This is a genomic window from Variovorax durovernensis (genome assembly GCF_977011995.1).
In genome coordinates this window covers 1379665-1393748 of sequence record NZ_CDRNCW010000001.1, presented here as the reverse complement: position 1 = coordinate 1393748, position 14084 = coordinate 1379665, and the positions used below count along the sequence as shown (strand labels likewise).

Annotated in this window: 14 protein-coding genes and 3 tRNA genes; 7 read left to right on the top strand and 10 right to left on the bottom strand. The window is 66.8% G+C overall.

The features are described 5' to 3' along the window. Positions 1-13 precede the first annotated feature (13 nt). The 6 genes from ACWV14_RS06540 to ACWV14_RS06515 form a co-directional block, all read right to left on the bottom strand. Positions 14-98 (bottom strand) — tRNA-Ser (locus ACWV14_RS06540). A gap of 32 nt (positions 99-130) precedes the next feature. Beyond that, entirely contained in the window at positions 131-1393 is a 1263-nt protein-coding gene (gene hemW, locus ACWV14_RS06535; RefSeq protein WP_454907634.1) for a radical SAM family heme chaperone HemW, read from the bottom strand. Continuing rightward, the gene (rdgB, locus tag ACWV14_RS06530; protein WP_081269834.1) at positions 1393-1998 is read right to left on the bottom strand and encodes an RdgB/HAM1 family non-canonical purine NTP pyrophosphatase; all 606 of its coding nucleotides are present in this window, start codon (positions 1996-1998) and stop codon (positions 1393-1395) included. The genes hemW and rdgB overlap by 1 nt, the downstream gene beginning before the upstream one ends. Before the next feature lie 59 nt (positions 1999-2057). Continuing rightward, the gene (gene rph, locus ACWV14_RS06525; RefSeq protein ID WP_454907635.1) at positions 2058-2792 is read right to left on the bottom strand and encodes a ribonuclease PH; all 735 of its coding nucleotides are present in this window, start codon (positions 2790-2792) and stop codon (positions 2058-2060) included. A 43-nt stretch (positions 2793-2835) separates the two neighbouring features. After that, positions 2836-3744: a PP2C family protein-serine/threonine phosphatase gene (locus ACWV14_RS06520; RefSeq protein ID WP_422085199.1), complete on the bottom strand. Its 909-nt coding sequence runs from the start codon at positions 3742-3744 to the stop codon at positions 2836-2838. A gap of 7 nt (positions 3745-3751) precedes the next feature. Beyond that, positions 3752-4759, bottom strand: a complete 1008-nt coding sequence (locus ACWV14_RS06515) for a serine/threonine protein kinase (protein WP_081269837.1) — start codon at positions 4757-4759, stop codon at positions 3752-3754. A gap of 91 nt (positions 4760-4850) precedes the next feature. Here ACWV14_RS06515 and ACWV14_RS06510 point away from each other — a divergent pair, with 91 nt between their 5' ends. From ACWV14_RS06510 to ACWV14_RS06495, 4 genes are all read left to right on the top strand, one after another. After that, positions 4851-5774, top strand: a complete 924-nt coding sequence (locus ACWV14_RS06510) for a YicC/YloC family endoribonuclease (RefSeq protein ID WP_106936933.1) — start codon at positions 4851-4853, stop codon at positions 5772-5774. A gap of 11 nt (positions 5775-5785) precedes the next feature. Continuing rightward, positions 5786-6406 carry a guanylate kinase gene (gene gmk, locus ACWV14_RS06505; protein ID WP_422089131.1) on the top strand — a complete coding sequence of 207 codons (621 nt, stop codon included), beginning with the start codon at positions 5786-5788 and terminating at the stop codon, positions 6404-6406. 40 nt (positions 6407-6446) lie between these two features. Continuing rightward, positions 6447-6650, top strand: a complete 204-nt coding sequence (rpoZ, locus tag ACWV14_RS06500; RefSeq protein WP_007835875.1) for a DNA-directed RNA polymerase subunit omega — start codon at positions 6447-6449, stop codon at positions 6648-6650. A gap of 93 nt (positions 6651-6743) precedes the next feature. Further along, the gene (locus ACWV14_RS06495) at positions 6744-8999 is read left to right on the top strand and encodes a RelA/SpoT family protein (RefSeq protein WP_454907636.1); all 2256 of its coding nucleotides are present in this window, start codon (positions 6744-6746) and stop codon (positions 8997-8999) included. 25 nt (positions 9000-9024) lie between these two features. Here ACWV14_RS06495 and greB read toward each other — a convergent pair whose 3' ends face one another. From greB to ACWV14_RS06475, 4 genes are all read right to left on the bottom strand, one after another. Then, on the bottom strand, positions 9025-9600 hold the full coding sequence (gene greB / locus ACWV14_RS06490; protein ID WP_454907637.1) for a transcription elongation factor GreB: 576 nt from the start codon (positions 9598-9600) through the stop codon (positions 9025-9027). A gap of 55 nt (positions 9601-9655) precedes the next feature. Further along, a tRNA-Arg gene (locus tag ACWV14_RS06485) sits at positions 9656-9732 on the bottom strand. A 116-nt stretch (positions 9733-9848) separates the two neighbouring features. Continuing rightward, positions 9849-9925 (bottom strand) — tRNA-Arg (locus ACWV14_RS06480). An 11-nt stretch (positions 9926-9936) separates the two neighbouring features. Further along, positions 9937-10863 (bottom strand): LysR family transcriptional regulator, encoded by a 927-nt coding sequence (locus ACWV14_RS06475; protein ID WP_454907638.1) that lies wholly within the window; start codon positions 10861-10863, stop codon positions 9937-9939. A 75-nt stretch (positions 10864-10938) separates the two neighbouring features. Between ACWV14_RS06475 and ACWV14_RS06470 the strand changes: the two genes are divergently transcribed. The 3 genes from ACWV14_RS06470 (at position 10939) to ACWV14_RS06460 (ending at position 14081) form a co-directional block, all read left to right on the top strand. Beyond that, a complete protein-coding gene (locus ACWV14_RS06470) occupies positions 10939-11808 on the top strand; it encodes an HpcH/HpaI aldolase/citrate lyase family protein (RefSeq protein WP_454907639.1) in 870 nt (289 codons plus the stop codon). Positions 11809-11871: 63 nt separating this feature from the next. Further along, positions 11872-12864, top strand: coding sequence for a tripartite tricarboxylate transporter substrate binding protein (locus ACWV14_RS06465; protein WP_454907640.1), 993 nt, complete (start codon positions 11872-11874; stop codon positions 12862-12864). 14 nt (positions 12865-12878) lie between these two features. Beyond that, positions 12879-14081 (top strand): CaiB/BaiF CoA transferase family protein, encoded by a 1203-nt coding sequence (locus ACWV14_RS06460; protein WP_454907641.1) that lies wholly within the window; start codon positions 12879-12881, stop codon positions 14079-14081. Positions 14082-14084: the final 3 nt, after the last annotated feature.

The following is a 14084-nucleotide window of genomic DNA, read 5'->3' as shown; positions in this document are numbered from 1 at the left end:
TAGTTGTTCCTTGCGGAGAGTGTGAGATTCGAACTCACGGACGCTTTCACGTCGGCAGTTTTCAAGACTGCTGGTTTAAACCACTCACCCAACTCTCCGGAACCGACGATTTTAAGCCGACGGCGGCGCCCTACTCTCCGTCCGGCAGGAACATCGCCTGCAGATCGCTCAGAAAGTCCAGCCCGCGTTCGGTGGGCCACACCCGGAACAGGTCGCGCGCCAGGAGCCCCTTGCGCTCGGCCTCTTCCAGGCCGCGCTGGATGGCGGTCATCGCGAGCCCCGTGCGTTCGCTGAACTGGGGCAGCGTGAAGCCGGCCTTCAGCCGCAGCGCATTGAGCATGAACTCGAACGGCAGGTCGGCCAGCGCCACTTCGTCGCTCTGCGACACGGCGGCGCCGGCGCGCGCGTTCTCCATGTACAGCCGCGGCTCGCGGTAGCGCACCTGGCGCACGATGCGGTGCGCAAAGCTCAGCTTGCTGTGCGCGCCTGCGCCTATGCCAAGGTAGTCGCCAAACTCCCAGTAGTTGCGGTTGTGCCCGCAGGCGTGGCCTTCGCGCGCATAGGCCGACACTTCGTAGCGCGTCATGCCGACGGCGCTGGTGCGTTCGGTGATGCGGTCGAGCATCTCGTAGGCGATGTCGTCCTCGGGCAGCGTCGGCGGAAACTTGGCGAACCAGGTGTTGGGCTCGATGGTCAGGTGGTACACCGACAGGTGCGGCGGCGCGAGCGACAGGGCTTGCGAAAGATCGGCCTCCAAGCCCTCCAGCGTCTGGCCCGGCAGGGCGTACATCAGGTCGAGGTTGAAGGTGTCGAAGGCGCTCGCGGCCTCTTCGACTGCCGCAATGGCCTGCGCGCGGTCATGCACGCGGCCCAGCGCCTTCAGGTGCTCGTCGTTGAAGCTCTGCACGCCCACCGACAGGCGCGTGACGCCCGCGGCGCGGAACGCACGGAAGCGGTTGCGTTCGAAGGTGCCGGGGTTGGCCTCGAGCGTGATCTCGCAATCGGGCGCGAGCTTCAGGCGCGCGCGCACGTCGCCCAGCAGGCGGTCGATGGCTTGCGGCGAGAACAGGCTCGGCGTGCCGCCGCCGATGAAGATGGTGTGCACGGTGCGCCCCCATATGAGGGGCAGCGCCGCGTCGAGGTCGGCCACGAGCGCGTCGATGTACGCCTGCTCGGGAATGCCTTCTATGTCGGCCTCGCTGGCGGCGCGCCATTCGTGCGAATTGAAGTCGCAGTACGGGCACTTGCGCAGGCACCATGGCAGGTGGATGTAGAGCGACAGCGGCGGCAGCGCGCTGAGCTGCAGCGGGCCGGGCCGCATCCAGTGCAGCACGTCGTTGGCCTGCGGCGCGCCCGTGGGCTGCGCCGGCTGGATCGGGAAGACGGTGGCCATTACGCGGGCAGCCAGCGTTCGCGCATCAGGGCCAGCATGGCCTGCGCCGCGCGGCCACGGTGGCTGTTGGCGTTCTTGATCTCGGGCGTCAATTGGGCAAAGGTCTTGCCGAAGCTCGGCAGGTACATCACGGGGTCGAAGCCGAAGCCGTTGTCGCCCACGGGCTCGGGCGCGATCTCGCCGACGACGCGGCCCACGGCGATGAGCGGCTCGGGGTCGTCGTGGCTGCGCAGCGCGACCAGCGTGCTGACGAGCGCGGCGCGCCGGTTGACGACACCGCTCATCTGTTCGAGCAGCGCCTTCACGTTGTTGGCGTCGCCCTTGGCGTAGCCGAACTGGGTGGCGTAGTAGGCGGTGTCGACACCCGGCAGGCCGCCGAACGCGTCGACGCACAGGCCGGCGTCGTCGGCAATGGCCGGCAGGCCGGTGGCGGCGCTGGCGTGGCGCGCCTTGGTCAGCGCGTTCTCGACGAAGGTGCGGAAAGGTTCTTCAGCCTCGCCCACGCCCAGCGCCGATTGGGGCACGAGCGTGACGGCCAGTTCCGCGAACAGTTGCTGGAGTTCGGCGAGCTTGCCTGCGTTGTTGGAAGCCAGAACCAGTTTCATAGAAAGTCAAAGTGGCTGTGGCGCCTGCCTTGAAAGCAGGCGCCAGTAGCTGGAGGTGGTCAGTTGGCGGCGAGCAGCGCCTGCTTCTGCAGGGTCACGAGTTCGCCGATGCCCTTTTCGGCAAGGCCGAGCAGGCTGTTCATTTCGTCGCGGGTAAAGGCCACGCCTTCGGCGGTGCCCTGCACTTCGACGAAGTGGCCGGCGCCGGTCATGACGACGTTCATGTCGGTGTCGCAGGAGGAGTCTTCGGTGTATTCGAGGTCGAGCAGCGGCGTGCCTTCGACGATGCCCACCGAGATGGCGGCCACGTGGCCCTTGATGGGCGAGGCCTTGAGGGCGCCGGCGGCGATGAGCTTGTTGACGGCGTCTTGCGCGGCCACGAAGGCGCCGGTGATGGCCGCGGTGCGCGTGCCGCCGTCGGCCTGCAGCACGTCGCAGTCGAGGTGGATGGTGCGCTCGCCCAGGGCAGCCAGGTCGAACACGGCGCGCATCGAGCGGCCGATGAGGCGCTGGATTTCCTGCGTGCGGCCGGTCTGCTTGCCCTTGGCGGCCTCGCGGCTGCTGCGGGTGTGGGTGGCGCGCGGCAGCATGCCGTATTCGGCCGTGACCCAGCCTTCGCCGCTGCCCTTCTTGTGCGGCGGCACTTTCTCTTCTACCGAGGCGGTGCACAGCACGCGGGTCTGGCCGAACTCGATCAGCACCGAGCCTTCGGCATGGATGGTGAAGCCACGGGTAATGCGCACCGGGCGCAGCTGGTCGGCGGCACGGCCGCCGCTTCGTGTGAAAGCAGTCATTGTTTGAGACTCGAAAGAGGAGAAAAAGGAACGAACGGCGCGCTCAGGTCTTGCGGGCGGCCGAGCGGCGAATGGCTTCGTTGATCTCGGCAATGGAGCGCTCGATGGCGTCTTCGTCGAGGTCGTCGATCTCGTTGTCCGACGGCATGCCGGCCTGGATGGTGGAGGCGAACACGCCGTCTTCTATGGTTTCGGTGGACACGCCGCTGCGGTCGTCGCCCGTGCTGTCGGGCATTTCCCATTCGAGGGCGATGAGCGTGACGTTGTCGCTGTGGGCGCCGCCCTTGCGCAGCGCCATTTCGGCGAGGTCGGGGGCGGCGTCGGACACGGGCTTGCCGGAAGAAAGCGTGTGCACGATGAGCGCGTCGTCGAGCACGCCCCACACGCCGTCGGAGCACAGCATGAGGCGGTCGCCGCGCTGCAGCTGCAGCGGGCTCGACACGTCGAACAGCGGCGTGGTCGGCGAGCCGAGGCAGGTCAGCAGCAGGTTGCGGTTGACGGGCGTGTCGGAGCCATGCGGCTTGGGGCGCTCGGCGTGGGAGTGGTCGCGCGTGCGGGTGAGCAGGCGGCCGTCGCGCACAACGTACAGGCGCGAGTCGCCGCAGTGCATCCAGGTGGCGGTGGTGCCCTGCAGCACGGCCGCGACGACGGTGGTGCGCGGCGTGTCGAGCATGGCCTTGTGGCTTGCGTACCGCATGATCTGCTGGTGCGCGGCCATGGCCGATTCGGCCAGGAAGGCTTTCACGTCTTTCACGATGGGGCGTGCTTCGCGCTGGTAGAGCGCGGCGATGGTCTGCAGGGCCAGTTGCGCCGCCACTTCGCCTTCAGGATGGCCGCCCATGCCGTCGGCCAGCACGAACAGGCCCGATTCCCGCGTGTAGCAATAGCCCATGCGGTCTTCGTTCTTGAGACGGCCGCCCTTGCGGCTGACCTGGAAGACGGAAAATTTCATGGTGGTGTCATGCGGGCCGCGTGGTGGGCGCGGCAGCCTTGGGCAGGCCCTTCTTGTCGAAGGAGCGGATGTTGTCGATGGACAGCCGCACCTTCTCGCCCACGGTGAGCTTGGTGTAGCGGCGCTCGCCCTCGCGGCTGAGTTCCTTCTGCAGCGCGAAGACCGATTGCGGGCGCGACAGCGGGTCGAGCGACATGCACCACTCGACCACCTCGATCAGGTTGTCGGAATACACGCCGCGCAGGCGCGACAGCGACAGGCTGAGGCGATCTTTCTCGATGCGCCGGGGGGCGTCGTTGGGCGGGTAGCCCTGCATGCAGGCGTAGATGCAGGCGCCGATGGCGTAGATGTCGGTCCAGGGGCCCATGGACGAGTCGCGCCGGTACATCTCGGGGGCTGCGAAGCCGGGGGTGTACATGGGGCGGATGAAGATGCCTTCCTTGCTGAGCACTTCGCGCGCGGCGCCGAAGTCGATCAGCACGGCGCGGTCGTCGTCGGTCACGAAAATGTTGGCCGGCTTGATGTCCAGGTGCAACATCTTGTACTGGTGGACGATGCGCAGCCCGCGCAGGATTTCGTCGAACAGCGACCGGATGGTGGATTCGCGGAACACCTTCTGCTTTTTCAGGTCTCGTGCCGTGACCACGAAATCCTGCAGGGTGGCGCCCTCCAGGTAGTTCATGACCATGTAGACGGTCTCGTTCTCGCGGAAGAAATTGAGCACGCTGACCACAGAGGCATGCGAGATCTGCGCGAGCGAGCGGCCCTCTTCGAAGAAGCTCTTGAGCCCCAGGCGGTAGAGGGAGAGCTTCTCGGGCGGCACCTGGGGCGCCAGCTCGTCGGGGCCCCGGGTGGCGAGCGACGAAGGCAGATACTCCTTGATGGCGACCTGCTGTCCGGCAGGGTCGATGGCGAGGTAGACGACACCGAAACCACCCGCGGAAAGCCGGCGTACAACGCGGTATCCGCCAATGACCGTATCGGGCAGCAGGGGCGAAGGCTTGACCTTTGACATAATCCGGGAGTTTCGCCCGAAGGCGATGGTGCGGCAAGCGAACGCCGTGCCGACGCCTCGGTGCTTGCAAGCAAAACCACAGTGAGGCGCAATGCCAGTTTACAGCATGACCGGCTACGCCAGCGGCCAAAATGGGTCCGCAGGCAGCCACTCCGAAGCCGAAGCACGGCCCTCCGCGGCGGGCCGGCTCGGGGTCGAAATCCGCTCGGTCAACAGCCGCTTCCTCGATCTCACCTTCAAGTTGCCGGAGGAACTGCGCCAGCATGAAACCGCGCTGCGCGAGCTGCTCACGGGCAAGCTCAAGCGCGGCAAGGTCGAGGTGCGCGCGGCCATCGAAAACACCGCCCAGGCGGGCGTCGTCGAGCCCTCCGTGAAGCTGCTCCAGCGGCTCAACGGGGTACAGGACAGCATCAAGGCCTGGCTGCCCGGCGCCCGCGACCTGAGCGTGGCCGACGTGCTGCGCCTGGCCGGCGGCGACAGCGCCGCCCGCGGCGACTGGGGCCCCGACCTGCTCGAGGTGACCGGCAAGGCACTCGACGGCCTGATGTCGGCCCGCCAGCGCGAAGGCGCCCGGCTGGCCAAGATGCTCGAGGCCCACCTGGCCCAGCTGCGCACCCTGGTGCAGCAGGCCGGCCCGCTGGTGCCGCAGCTGGTCGAACAGCAGCGCACCCGCTTCCTGGAGCGCTGGAAAGAGGCCATGGGCCTGACCGAAAGCACTGGCGGCACCCTCCCCGAGGCCGCCCAGGACCGCGCGCTGACCGAGGCCACCGCTTTCGCGATCCGCATCGACGTGGCCGAGGAGCTGACCCGCCTGAACTCGCACCTCGACGAAATCGAGCGCCTGCTCAAGAAAGGCGGCGAGATCGGCAAGCGCCTCGACTTCCTGATCCAGGAACTGCACCGCGAGGCCAACACCCTGGGCTCCAAGTCGGCAGCCCTGGAGCTCACGCGCATTGGCGTGGACATGAAGGTCCTGATCGAGCAGATGCGAGAGCAGGTCCAGAACATCGAATGACGAGCGAAAGCATGGATTACCCCGGCAATATCTTCGTGGTGGCGGCGCCCAGCGGCGCGGGCAAATCGAGCCTGGTCAAGGCGCTGATGGAGCTGGACGCAGCCGTCCAGCCCTCTGTTTCCCACACCACCCGCTCGCCTCGCGGTCAGGAAAAGCACGGCCGCGAGTACTTTTTTGCCTCGCCGACGGAGTTCGACGCCATGATCGCGGGCGACGGCTTCGTGGAATGGGCGCATGTGCACGGCCACAAGTACGGCACTTCCAAGAAGGCCATCGAGGAGCGGATCGCCCAGGGGGCCGACGTCATCCTCGAAATCGACTTCCAGGGCGCGCTGCAGATCCGCAAGACTTTTGCCAACGCGGTCATGATCTTCATCCTGCCGCCCAGCTGGGAAGAACTGCGCTCCCGCCTGGAGCGGCGCGGCGAAGACAGCGCCGCGGTGATCGAAACCCGCCTGAAGAATGCCGCCGAGGAGATGGCGCAGGCGGGGAAATTCGACTTCGTTATAATCAACGAGTTATTTGAGCGCGCGCTTTTCGATCTCAAGGCGATCGTCCACGCTCAGCGGCTCCGGTACTCCGCACAGCGCCGTGCGCGTGCCGACACATTCGCCGCACTGAACATCCCCTGATATCCGAGTTCATCCGCTCACAGACAGAAAGATTCTCATCATGGCCCGCATCACCGTCGAAGACTGTCTCGTCAATATTCCGAACCGCTTCCAGCTCGTGCTGGCCGCCACGTACCGTGCGCGCATGCTGAGCCAGGGCCACGCCCCCAAGATCGAGAGCAAGAACAAGCCCGCCGTCACGGCGCTGCGCGAAATCGCCGAAGGCAAGATCGGCCTCGAAATGCTCAAGAAGGTGCCGGGCTGATCTGACGCAGCCCTGCAACGAAAAGGCACCGCAATGCGGTGCTTTTTTTATGTCCGGACGCGTCCACGGAGCGGTCACGCTAAAGTGGTAGCCATGAGCGCGGTAGCCAAACATCAGTCCCATGCCACCAAAGGCACGCCGAAGCCGAGCCCGGCGGCGCTGAACGCGGCCGCAGCAAGCTTTGCCGCATTGACGGCGCGGCTCGATTACCTGAGCCCCGAAGACACCGAGCTGGTCCGCCGCGCCTATCGCTTCGCCGACGAGGCCCATCTCGGGCAGTTGCGCAACAGCGGCGAGCCGTACATCACCCACCCCATCGCAGTGGCGGCGCAATGCGCCGAGTGGAAGCTAGACGCGCAGGCCCTGATGGCCGCCCTGCTCCACGACGCCATCGAAGATTGCGGCGTAACCAAGCCCGAGCTGATCGAGCGCTTTGGCGCCCCGGTGGCCGAGCTGGTCGACGGACTCACCAAGCTCGACAAGCTGCAGTTCAACACGCGCGAAGAAAACCAGGCCGAGTCCTTCCGCAAGATGCTGCTGGCCATGGCGCGCGACGTGCGCGTCATCCTGGTCAAGCTGGCGGACCGCACGCACAACATGCGCACGCTGGCCGATGCGCCGCGCGAGAAATGGGCGCGCATCTCGCGCGAAACGCTCGACATCTACGCGCCCATCGCGCACCGGCTCGGGCTGAACCAGACCTATCGCGAACTGCAGGAACTGTCGTTCCGGCACCTGAAGCCGTGGCGCTACGCCACGCTTTCCAAGGCCGTGGCCAAGGCCCGCGGCCGACGCCGCGACCTGATCCAGAAAGTGCAGAAAGAGGTCGAGACCGCCTTCTCGGCCGCCGGCATGACGCTTCGGATCGCAGGGCGCGAGAAAACGCTCTATTCGATCTACCGCAAGATGGAAGAAAAGCACCTGAGCTTCGCCCAGGTGACCGACATCTACGGCTTCCGCCTGATCGTGCCGAACGTGATCGCCTGCTATACCGGCCTGGGCATCCTGCACCAGATGTACAAGCCGCTGCCGGGCAAGTTCAAGGACCACATCGCGATCGCCAAGCTCAATGGCTACCAGTCGCTGCACACCACGCTCGTGGGGCCGGCCGGCGTGAGCGTCGAATTCCAGCTGCGGACCGAGGCCATGCACGTGGTGGCTGAATCCGGCGTGGCCGCGCACTGGCTCTACAAGGCCGCCGAGCCGAACGCAGCCAGCAATGACCGCCTGGGCACCAAGTGGCTGCAGTCGCTGCTCGACATCCAGGACGAAACCCGCGACGCCGCCGAGTTCTGGGACCACGTCAAGGTCGACCTGTTCCCAGACGCGGTCTACGTGTTCACGCCCAAGAGCCAGATCATGGCGCTGCCGCGTGGCGCCACGGTGGTCGACTTCGCCTACGCCATCCACAGCAACATCGGCGACCACACCTCGGCCGCGCGCATCAACGGCGACCAGGTGCCGCTGCGCACCGAGCTCAAGAACGGCGACGTGGTCGAGGTCATCACCGCGCCGGTGTCGACGCCCAACCCGGCCTGGCTCGGCTTCGTGCGCACGGGCCGCGCCCGCTCCAAGATCCGCCACTACCTCAAGACGCTGGCACACGCCGAGTCCGAAGGGCTGGGCGAGAAGCTGCTGGCGCAGGCATTGCGCGCCGAAGGCCTGAGCAAGCTGCCCGAGAACGACGAGGAACACCAGGCGCTGTGGGAAAAGCTGCTGCGCTTCACCGGCAACCGCACCCGAGCTGAGTTGCTGACCGACATCGGCCTGGGCAAGCGCATTGCCAGCATCGTCGCCAAGCGGCTCGTGGCCATGCTCTCGGAGCTGGGCGAACGCCCCGACGCGCTGCTCCTGAGCCGCGAACGCTTCATCTCGCACGAAACCGTGTCGCAGGGCGCAGTCACGCTGGACGGCAGCGAGAACTCATCGGTGCGCTTCGCATTGTGCTGCCGCCCGATTCCCGGCGACCAGATCGTCGGCTACCTCGGACACGGCGAAGGGCTGGTGGTGCACACCGAAGAATGCGGCGTGGGCCAGCGCCTGCGCCACAAGGACAGCGAGCGCTTCTTCGCCGTCGAATGGGCCGACGAGCCCACGCGTGCCTTCGAGACCGGCGTGGTCATCACGGTGCGCAACGACAAGGGCGTACTGGCGCGGGTCGCCGCCACGCTGGCCGACGCCGAAGCCGACATCACGCACGTCGAAATGGCCGATGAAACGCCGCAGGATTCGACCGACCTGCGCTTCGTGATCGCGGTGCGCGACCGCGCGCATCTCGATGCGGTGCTGCGCGCCGCGCGCCGGACTGCGTCGGTGCTGACGGCATCGAGGACGGTGCCTGTCCCCTGAGCGGGCCTTGATTGAAGCGGCGTTGTTACGTCGCGGCCGGGCGCGGTGCCGGATAGCTCACCGACAGAATCTCGACCTCGTGCGCGCCGCCCGGCGTCACGAGCTTCACCACGTCGCCCTCGCGCGCCTTCAGCAGCGCCCGCGCGATCGGTGAAATCCAGCTGACCTGCGACTTGGCGCTTTCCGCCTCGTCGATGCCGAGGATGGTGACGCTCCGCTCGTCGCCCGTTTCATCGGCATAGCGGACCGTGGCGCCGAAGAAGACCTGGTCTCGGCCGTGGTGCACCGAGGGGTCGGTGACTTCGGCGATTTCGAGGCGCTTGGTGAGAAAACGGATGCGGCGGTCGATTTCGCGCAGCCGCTTCTTGCCGTAGAGATAGTCGCCGTTCTCGGAGCGATCGCCGTTCTTGGCCGCCCAGTGCACTGTTTCGACGATCTTCGGCCGCTCTTCGTCCATCAGGTGCAGCAGTTCGTCGCGCAGCCGCGCGTAGCCGTCGGGGGTGATGTAGTTCTTGCTGCCCGCGGGCAGCGGAGGCGATGCGCCATCGGCGCCGTCGTCGTCTCCGTCTGTCTCGGTTTCCTTGGTGAATGCCTTGCTCACGCAGATCCTCCAAATGAAAAAAGCCCGCAACTTGCGTTGCGGGCTTTCCTTGTAGTGGTGCGGCTGGCAGGAATTGAACCCACGACCCCTTGGTTCGTAGCCAAGTACTCTATCCAACTGAGCTACAGCCGCACAGCTTGCAATTATAGCCTGCCTTTTTCGCCCGTTTCCGGAATTCCCGGAGCGAACGAAGCGAAGCCAACAAAGAAAAAAGCCCGGAAGACGAATCTTCCGGGCTTTTCAACAGGTGGTGCGGCTGGCAGGAATTGAACCCACGACCCCTTGGTTCGTAGCCAAGTACTCTATCCAACTGAGCTACAGCCGCTAAGCTCTCGATTATAGCCTGCTTTTTTGAGCCATCCCGGATACGGCGGTTCTGCGCGAAATGCCCTTGCCTCCGCTGACCTGCCCCGCGCTGTCCACGAAGCCCTGGATCAGCCTCAGCCGCGGCGATGCGCGCAGCCACAGCACGCCGAAGCGCCGAGGCTCCGAAGGCAGCGGCAACGCGATCTTGGCAATGCGCTGGCCTTCCAGCAGCGGCGATGCGATGTCCGGCACGATCGAAACGCCGAGCCCGCGGTCGACCATCATTGCAATCGCCAGCAGCGAGCTGAGTTCGAAGCGCTCCTGCGGCACGATGCCCGCGGCACGCAGGTAACGGTCGGCCTGCTTGCCACCGCCGAGGTTGCGGTCGTAGCGGACCAGCGGCGATGTCCTCAGCAATTCGTGCGGATCGCGCCGCGCAAGGCGGCTGGGCGCGAGCAGCACCAGCGGCTCTTCGCGCAGCAACGACCAGTCGAAGGTCTTCGGAAGCGCGAACGTCGGGTGCAGGCACACGGCCGCGTCGAGCTCGCCTTGCAGCAGCGCCTTGTGGAGCGTGGCGGTGGTGCCCGACTGCAGGAACACCTTGGCGCCCGGGTGCGTCTTCACGAAGTGCGCCAGGATGTCCGGCAGCAGGCTGTGAATGGCGGTGTTGATGGTGCCCACCAGCAGCTCGCCGCCGGCGGCATCGCTGCCGAGCAGCGCCTTGATGTCGCTCACCTCCCTGAGCAGGTTGCGCCCGCGCTGCACCAACTCGTGCCCTGCCTCAGTGGGCTGCACCGTGCGGCCGGCGCGCGCGAGCAGCGGCGCGCCAAGCTCGCGCTCCAGCGCGCGGACCTGCTGGGCCACGGCGGCGGGCGTGAGGTCGAGCCGGCGCGCGGCCTCCGACATCGAACCGGACTCCACCACCAGGAGAAAGCTGTACAGGTAGGCGGTTTCCATGAAGATAGATTTTCTATGATCTGATCATAGAAAGCATGTGTTTTTCTAATCTCATGGACTGCGGACACTGCAGGCATGAGAAGCAAGCTCTTTGTTCCCGGCACACGCCCCGAGCTGTTCGCCAAGGCGCTGGACAGCGCAGCCGACGGCATTTGTCTCGACCTGGAAGACGCGGTCTCCGAAGCGCGCAAGGACGAGGCGCGCGACTGCGTGCGCCAGTTGCTGGCGGGCGTCGATGCCAAGGCCGCCGGCAAGACCCTGATCGTCCGCGTCAACGCGATGGACACGCCGCACTTCGAGCACGACATCGCCGCGGTGGCGATGCCCGGCGTGCAGCTCATCAACCTTCCCAAGCCCGATAGCCCGGCGCACGTGCAGGCTGCGGCAGAAGCCATCGAGCGTGCCGAGCGGACGCATGGCGTGACGTCACCCATCGGCCTGCTGCTCAACATCGAAACGCCTTCCGCCCTGCGCATGGCCTCGCAGCTCGCTCTTGCGCATCCCCGCGTGAAGGGGCTGCAGCTGGGCCTCGGCGATCTGTTCGAGCCCCTGGGCATCGCGCGGCGTGCGCCGGAAGCGATCCAGCAGGCGATGTTCGCGGTGCGCATCGCCGCCGGCGAAGCCGGTGTCTACGCCTACGACAGCGCATTCGCCGACATCCGTGATGCCGAAGGCTTTCGCGCCGAAGCGAAGCTCGCGCGCAACCTCGGCTTCCTCGGCAAGACCTGCATCCATCCGAGCCAGGTCGCCATCGCGAACGAAGTGTTCCTCCCCACCGACGATGAAATCGCGCATGCGTGCAAGGTGGTCGAAGCGGCCCGCGAGGCCGACGCCAAGGGCATTGGTGCCTACGTGGTGGACGGAAAGATGATCGACATCCCCTTCGTGCTTCGCGCACGCGCCATCGTCGAGAGCGCGCGCGGGCTCGGGCTGCTGCCCGGTTGATCGCATCGGCCTCGCACCCGGCGAGGCACGCATACACACAAGAACCAGGAGACAAGACACACCATGCGCATTCCCACCATCCTTCGCCCAGGCGCCCTCGCGGCCATTGCATTCGCCAGCGCATGCGTGCCCGTCGGCACGGCGTTCGCACAACAGGCAGCCTATCCGTCCAAGGCCATCACGATCGTCGTGCCCTACCCCGCGGGCGGCTCGAACGACACCTTCGCGCGCCAGATCGCCAAGGAACTCGGCGACGAGCTCAAGCAGCCGGTGATCATCGACAACCGGCCCGGCGCCAGCGGCAACACCGGCACCGCGCAGGTGGCGCGCGCCACGCCCGACGGCTACACGCTGGTGGCGGTGTCCTCCAGCATGACGACCAATGCGGCGGTGCAGTCGAAGCTGCCTTTCGATCCGGTGAAGGGCCTCGCGCCCGTGGCCATGTTCGCCAAGGGCCCCTTCATCGTCGCGGTCAACAACGACTTTCCCGCGAAGACGCCCGCGGAGCTGATCGCAGCCATCAAGGCAAAGCCGGGCCAGTACAACTACGCCTCCTCGGGCTCTGGCAGCGTCAACCAGTTCGGCACCGAGCTGCTCAAGGCCAAGGTGGGCGACCTTCAGATCGCGCACATCCCGTACAAGGGCATGGGCCCGGCCGTGACCGACCTGATCGGCAACCAGACCCAGCTGCTGATTTCCAGCGGGCCGTCGCTGCTGCCGATGGTGCGCGCGGGCAAGCTGCGCGCCGTCGGCATCACCAGCCTGAAGCCTAGCCCCGTCGCGCCCGACCTCACGCCGATGGCCGTCGCGGTGCCCGGCTACGAGTTCGAGCTCTGGTGGGGCCTGCTGGCACCGGCGGGCACGCCGGGCGACGTGGTGGCGAAGCTCAACCAGGCCGTCAACCAGATCCTGGCCCGCCCGACGATCGCGGCCAGCTTCCTGCGTGAAGGCGCGATCGCCACGCCGCTCACGCCGGCGCAGTTCGGCACCGTGATCGCCGATGACGTGGAGCGCTGGAAGAAGCTGGCCAGGCAACAGAACATCACCGCAGACTGAGAAAGAGAAGACCCATGAGCCTCGCCCCACCCCACGATGCCGGCAACGACGCGCGCCTGCCCCCGCGCAGCGGCCCTGCGGGCCCGCTGAGTGGCTTGCGCGTGCTCGACCTGAGCGCCTACATCGCGGGCCCGTACGGCTGTTCGCTGCTGGCCGACCAGGGCGCGGAGGTCATCAAGATCGAGCCGCCCACGGGCGACAACCTGCGCAAGTACCCATCGACCCTGGAAGCCGAGAGCCGCGCCTTCATCGGCGTGAACCGCAGCAAGCTCGGCGTGGTGCTCGACCTGAAGAACGCGGACGACCTTGCCGCGCTGATGGTGCTGGTGGGCACGGCCGACGTGCTGGTGCACAACTTCCGGCCCAGCGTGCCGCCGCGGCTGGGCATCGGCTACGAGCAGCTGAAGGCGCTCAATCCGCGCCTGATCTACTGCGCCGTCACCGGCTACGGCGAGACCGGGCCGCTGCGCGAGAAGGCAGGCTACGACCAGGTGCTGCAGACCATGACGGGCATGTGCGCGCTGCAGGGCCAGCGCGGCGGTCCGCCCGAGATCCTCTACGGCTCGGTGGTCGACTACTACGCGGCCGCGCTGGTGGCCGCCGGCGTGGCCTCGGCCCTGTACGAGCGCGAGAAGAGCGGCGTCGGCCAGTACGTCGGCGTGTCGCTGCTGCGCTCCGCGCTCACCATGCAGTCGGCCCGCATGGTGTGGGCCGAAGGCGAGCCCAAGGACGTGGGGCGCGACATGCGCTCCGGTGGCATCACCGGCCTGCATCCCACGCGCGAGGGCTACCTGTACATCTCCGCCAATACGCCGCATTTCTGGCAGGCGCTGTGCGCCAAGGTCGGGCTGCCCGAGCTGGCGGTCGACGATCGCTACGACTCGGTACGCAAGCGCGCACAGCATTCCGCCGAGATCGTCCCCCGGCTGCGCGCGGCGCTGGCCGAACGCAGCGCGCTCGAATGGGAAGAGCGCTTCGGCGAAGACGTGCCCTGCGCAGCCGCACGCACCGTCGAGGACATGTTCGACAACCCGCAGGTGCTGGCCGGAGACATGGTGACGGAATTCGCGCACCCCACGCTCGGCACCTATCGCGGCTTCACGCGGCCCGTGCAGTTCGGCCGCACGCCGGGGCCGGAGCCCTTCGCCGCACCGACGCTGGGCCAGCACACAGGCGCCGTGCTGGCCTCTCGCGGCAAGGGAACCGGCCAGGGCTGAGCC

Coding starts and splice junctions, on each gene's coding strand:
- ACWV14_RS06515 (WP_081269837.1), bottom strand. CDS start 4,759: ATGTCAAAGGTCAAGCCTTCGCCCCTGCTGCCCGATACGGTCATTGGC.
- rpoZ (WP_007835875.1), top strand. CDS start 6,447: ATGGCCCGCATCACCGTCGAAGACTGTCTCGTCAATATTCCGAACCGC.
- hemW (WP_454907634.1), bottom strand. CDS start 1,393: ATGGCCACCGTCTTCCCGATCCAGCCGGCGCAGCCCACGGGCGCGCCG.
- ACWV14_RS06495 (WP_454907636.1), top strand. CDS start 6,744: ATGAGCGCGGTAGCCAAACATCAGTCCCATGCCACCAAAGGCACGCCG.
- rdgB (WP_081269834.1), bottom strand. CDS start 1,998: ATGAAACTGGTTCTGGCTTCCAACAACGCAGGCAAGCTCGCCGAACTC.
- gmk (WP_422089131.1), top strand. CDS start 5,786: ATGGATTACCCCGGCAATATCTTCGTGGTGGCGGCGCCCAGCGGCGCG.
- ACWV14_RS06520 (WP_422085199.1), bottom strand. CDS start 3,744: ATGAAATTTTCCGTCTTCCAGGTCAGCCGCAAGGGCGGCCGTCTCAAG.
- ACWV14_RS06465 (WP_454907640.1), top strand. CDS start 11,872: ATGCGCATTCCCACCATCCTTCGCCCAGGCGCCCTCGCGGCCATTGCA.
- ACWV14_RS06460 (WP_454907641.1), top strand. CDS start 12,879: ATGAGCCTCGCCCCACCCCACGATGCCGGCAACGACGCGCGCCTGCCC.
- ACWV14_RS06470 (WP_454907639.1), top strand. CDS start 10,939: ATGAGAAGCAAGCTCTTTGTTCCCGGCACACGCCCCGAGCTGTTCGCC.
- ACWV14_RS06475 (WP_454907638.1), bottom strand. CDS start 10,863: ATGGAAACCGCCTACCTGTACAGCTTTCTCCTGGTGGTGGAGTCCGGT.
- ACWV14_RS06510 (WP_106936933.1), top strand. CDS start 4,851: ATGCCAGTTTACAGCATGACCGGCTACGCCAGCGGCCAAAATGGGTCC.
- rph (WP_454907635.1), bottom strand. CDS start 2,792: ATGACTGCTTTCACACGAAGCGGCGGCCGTGCCGCCGACCAGCTGCGC.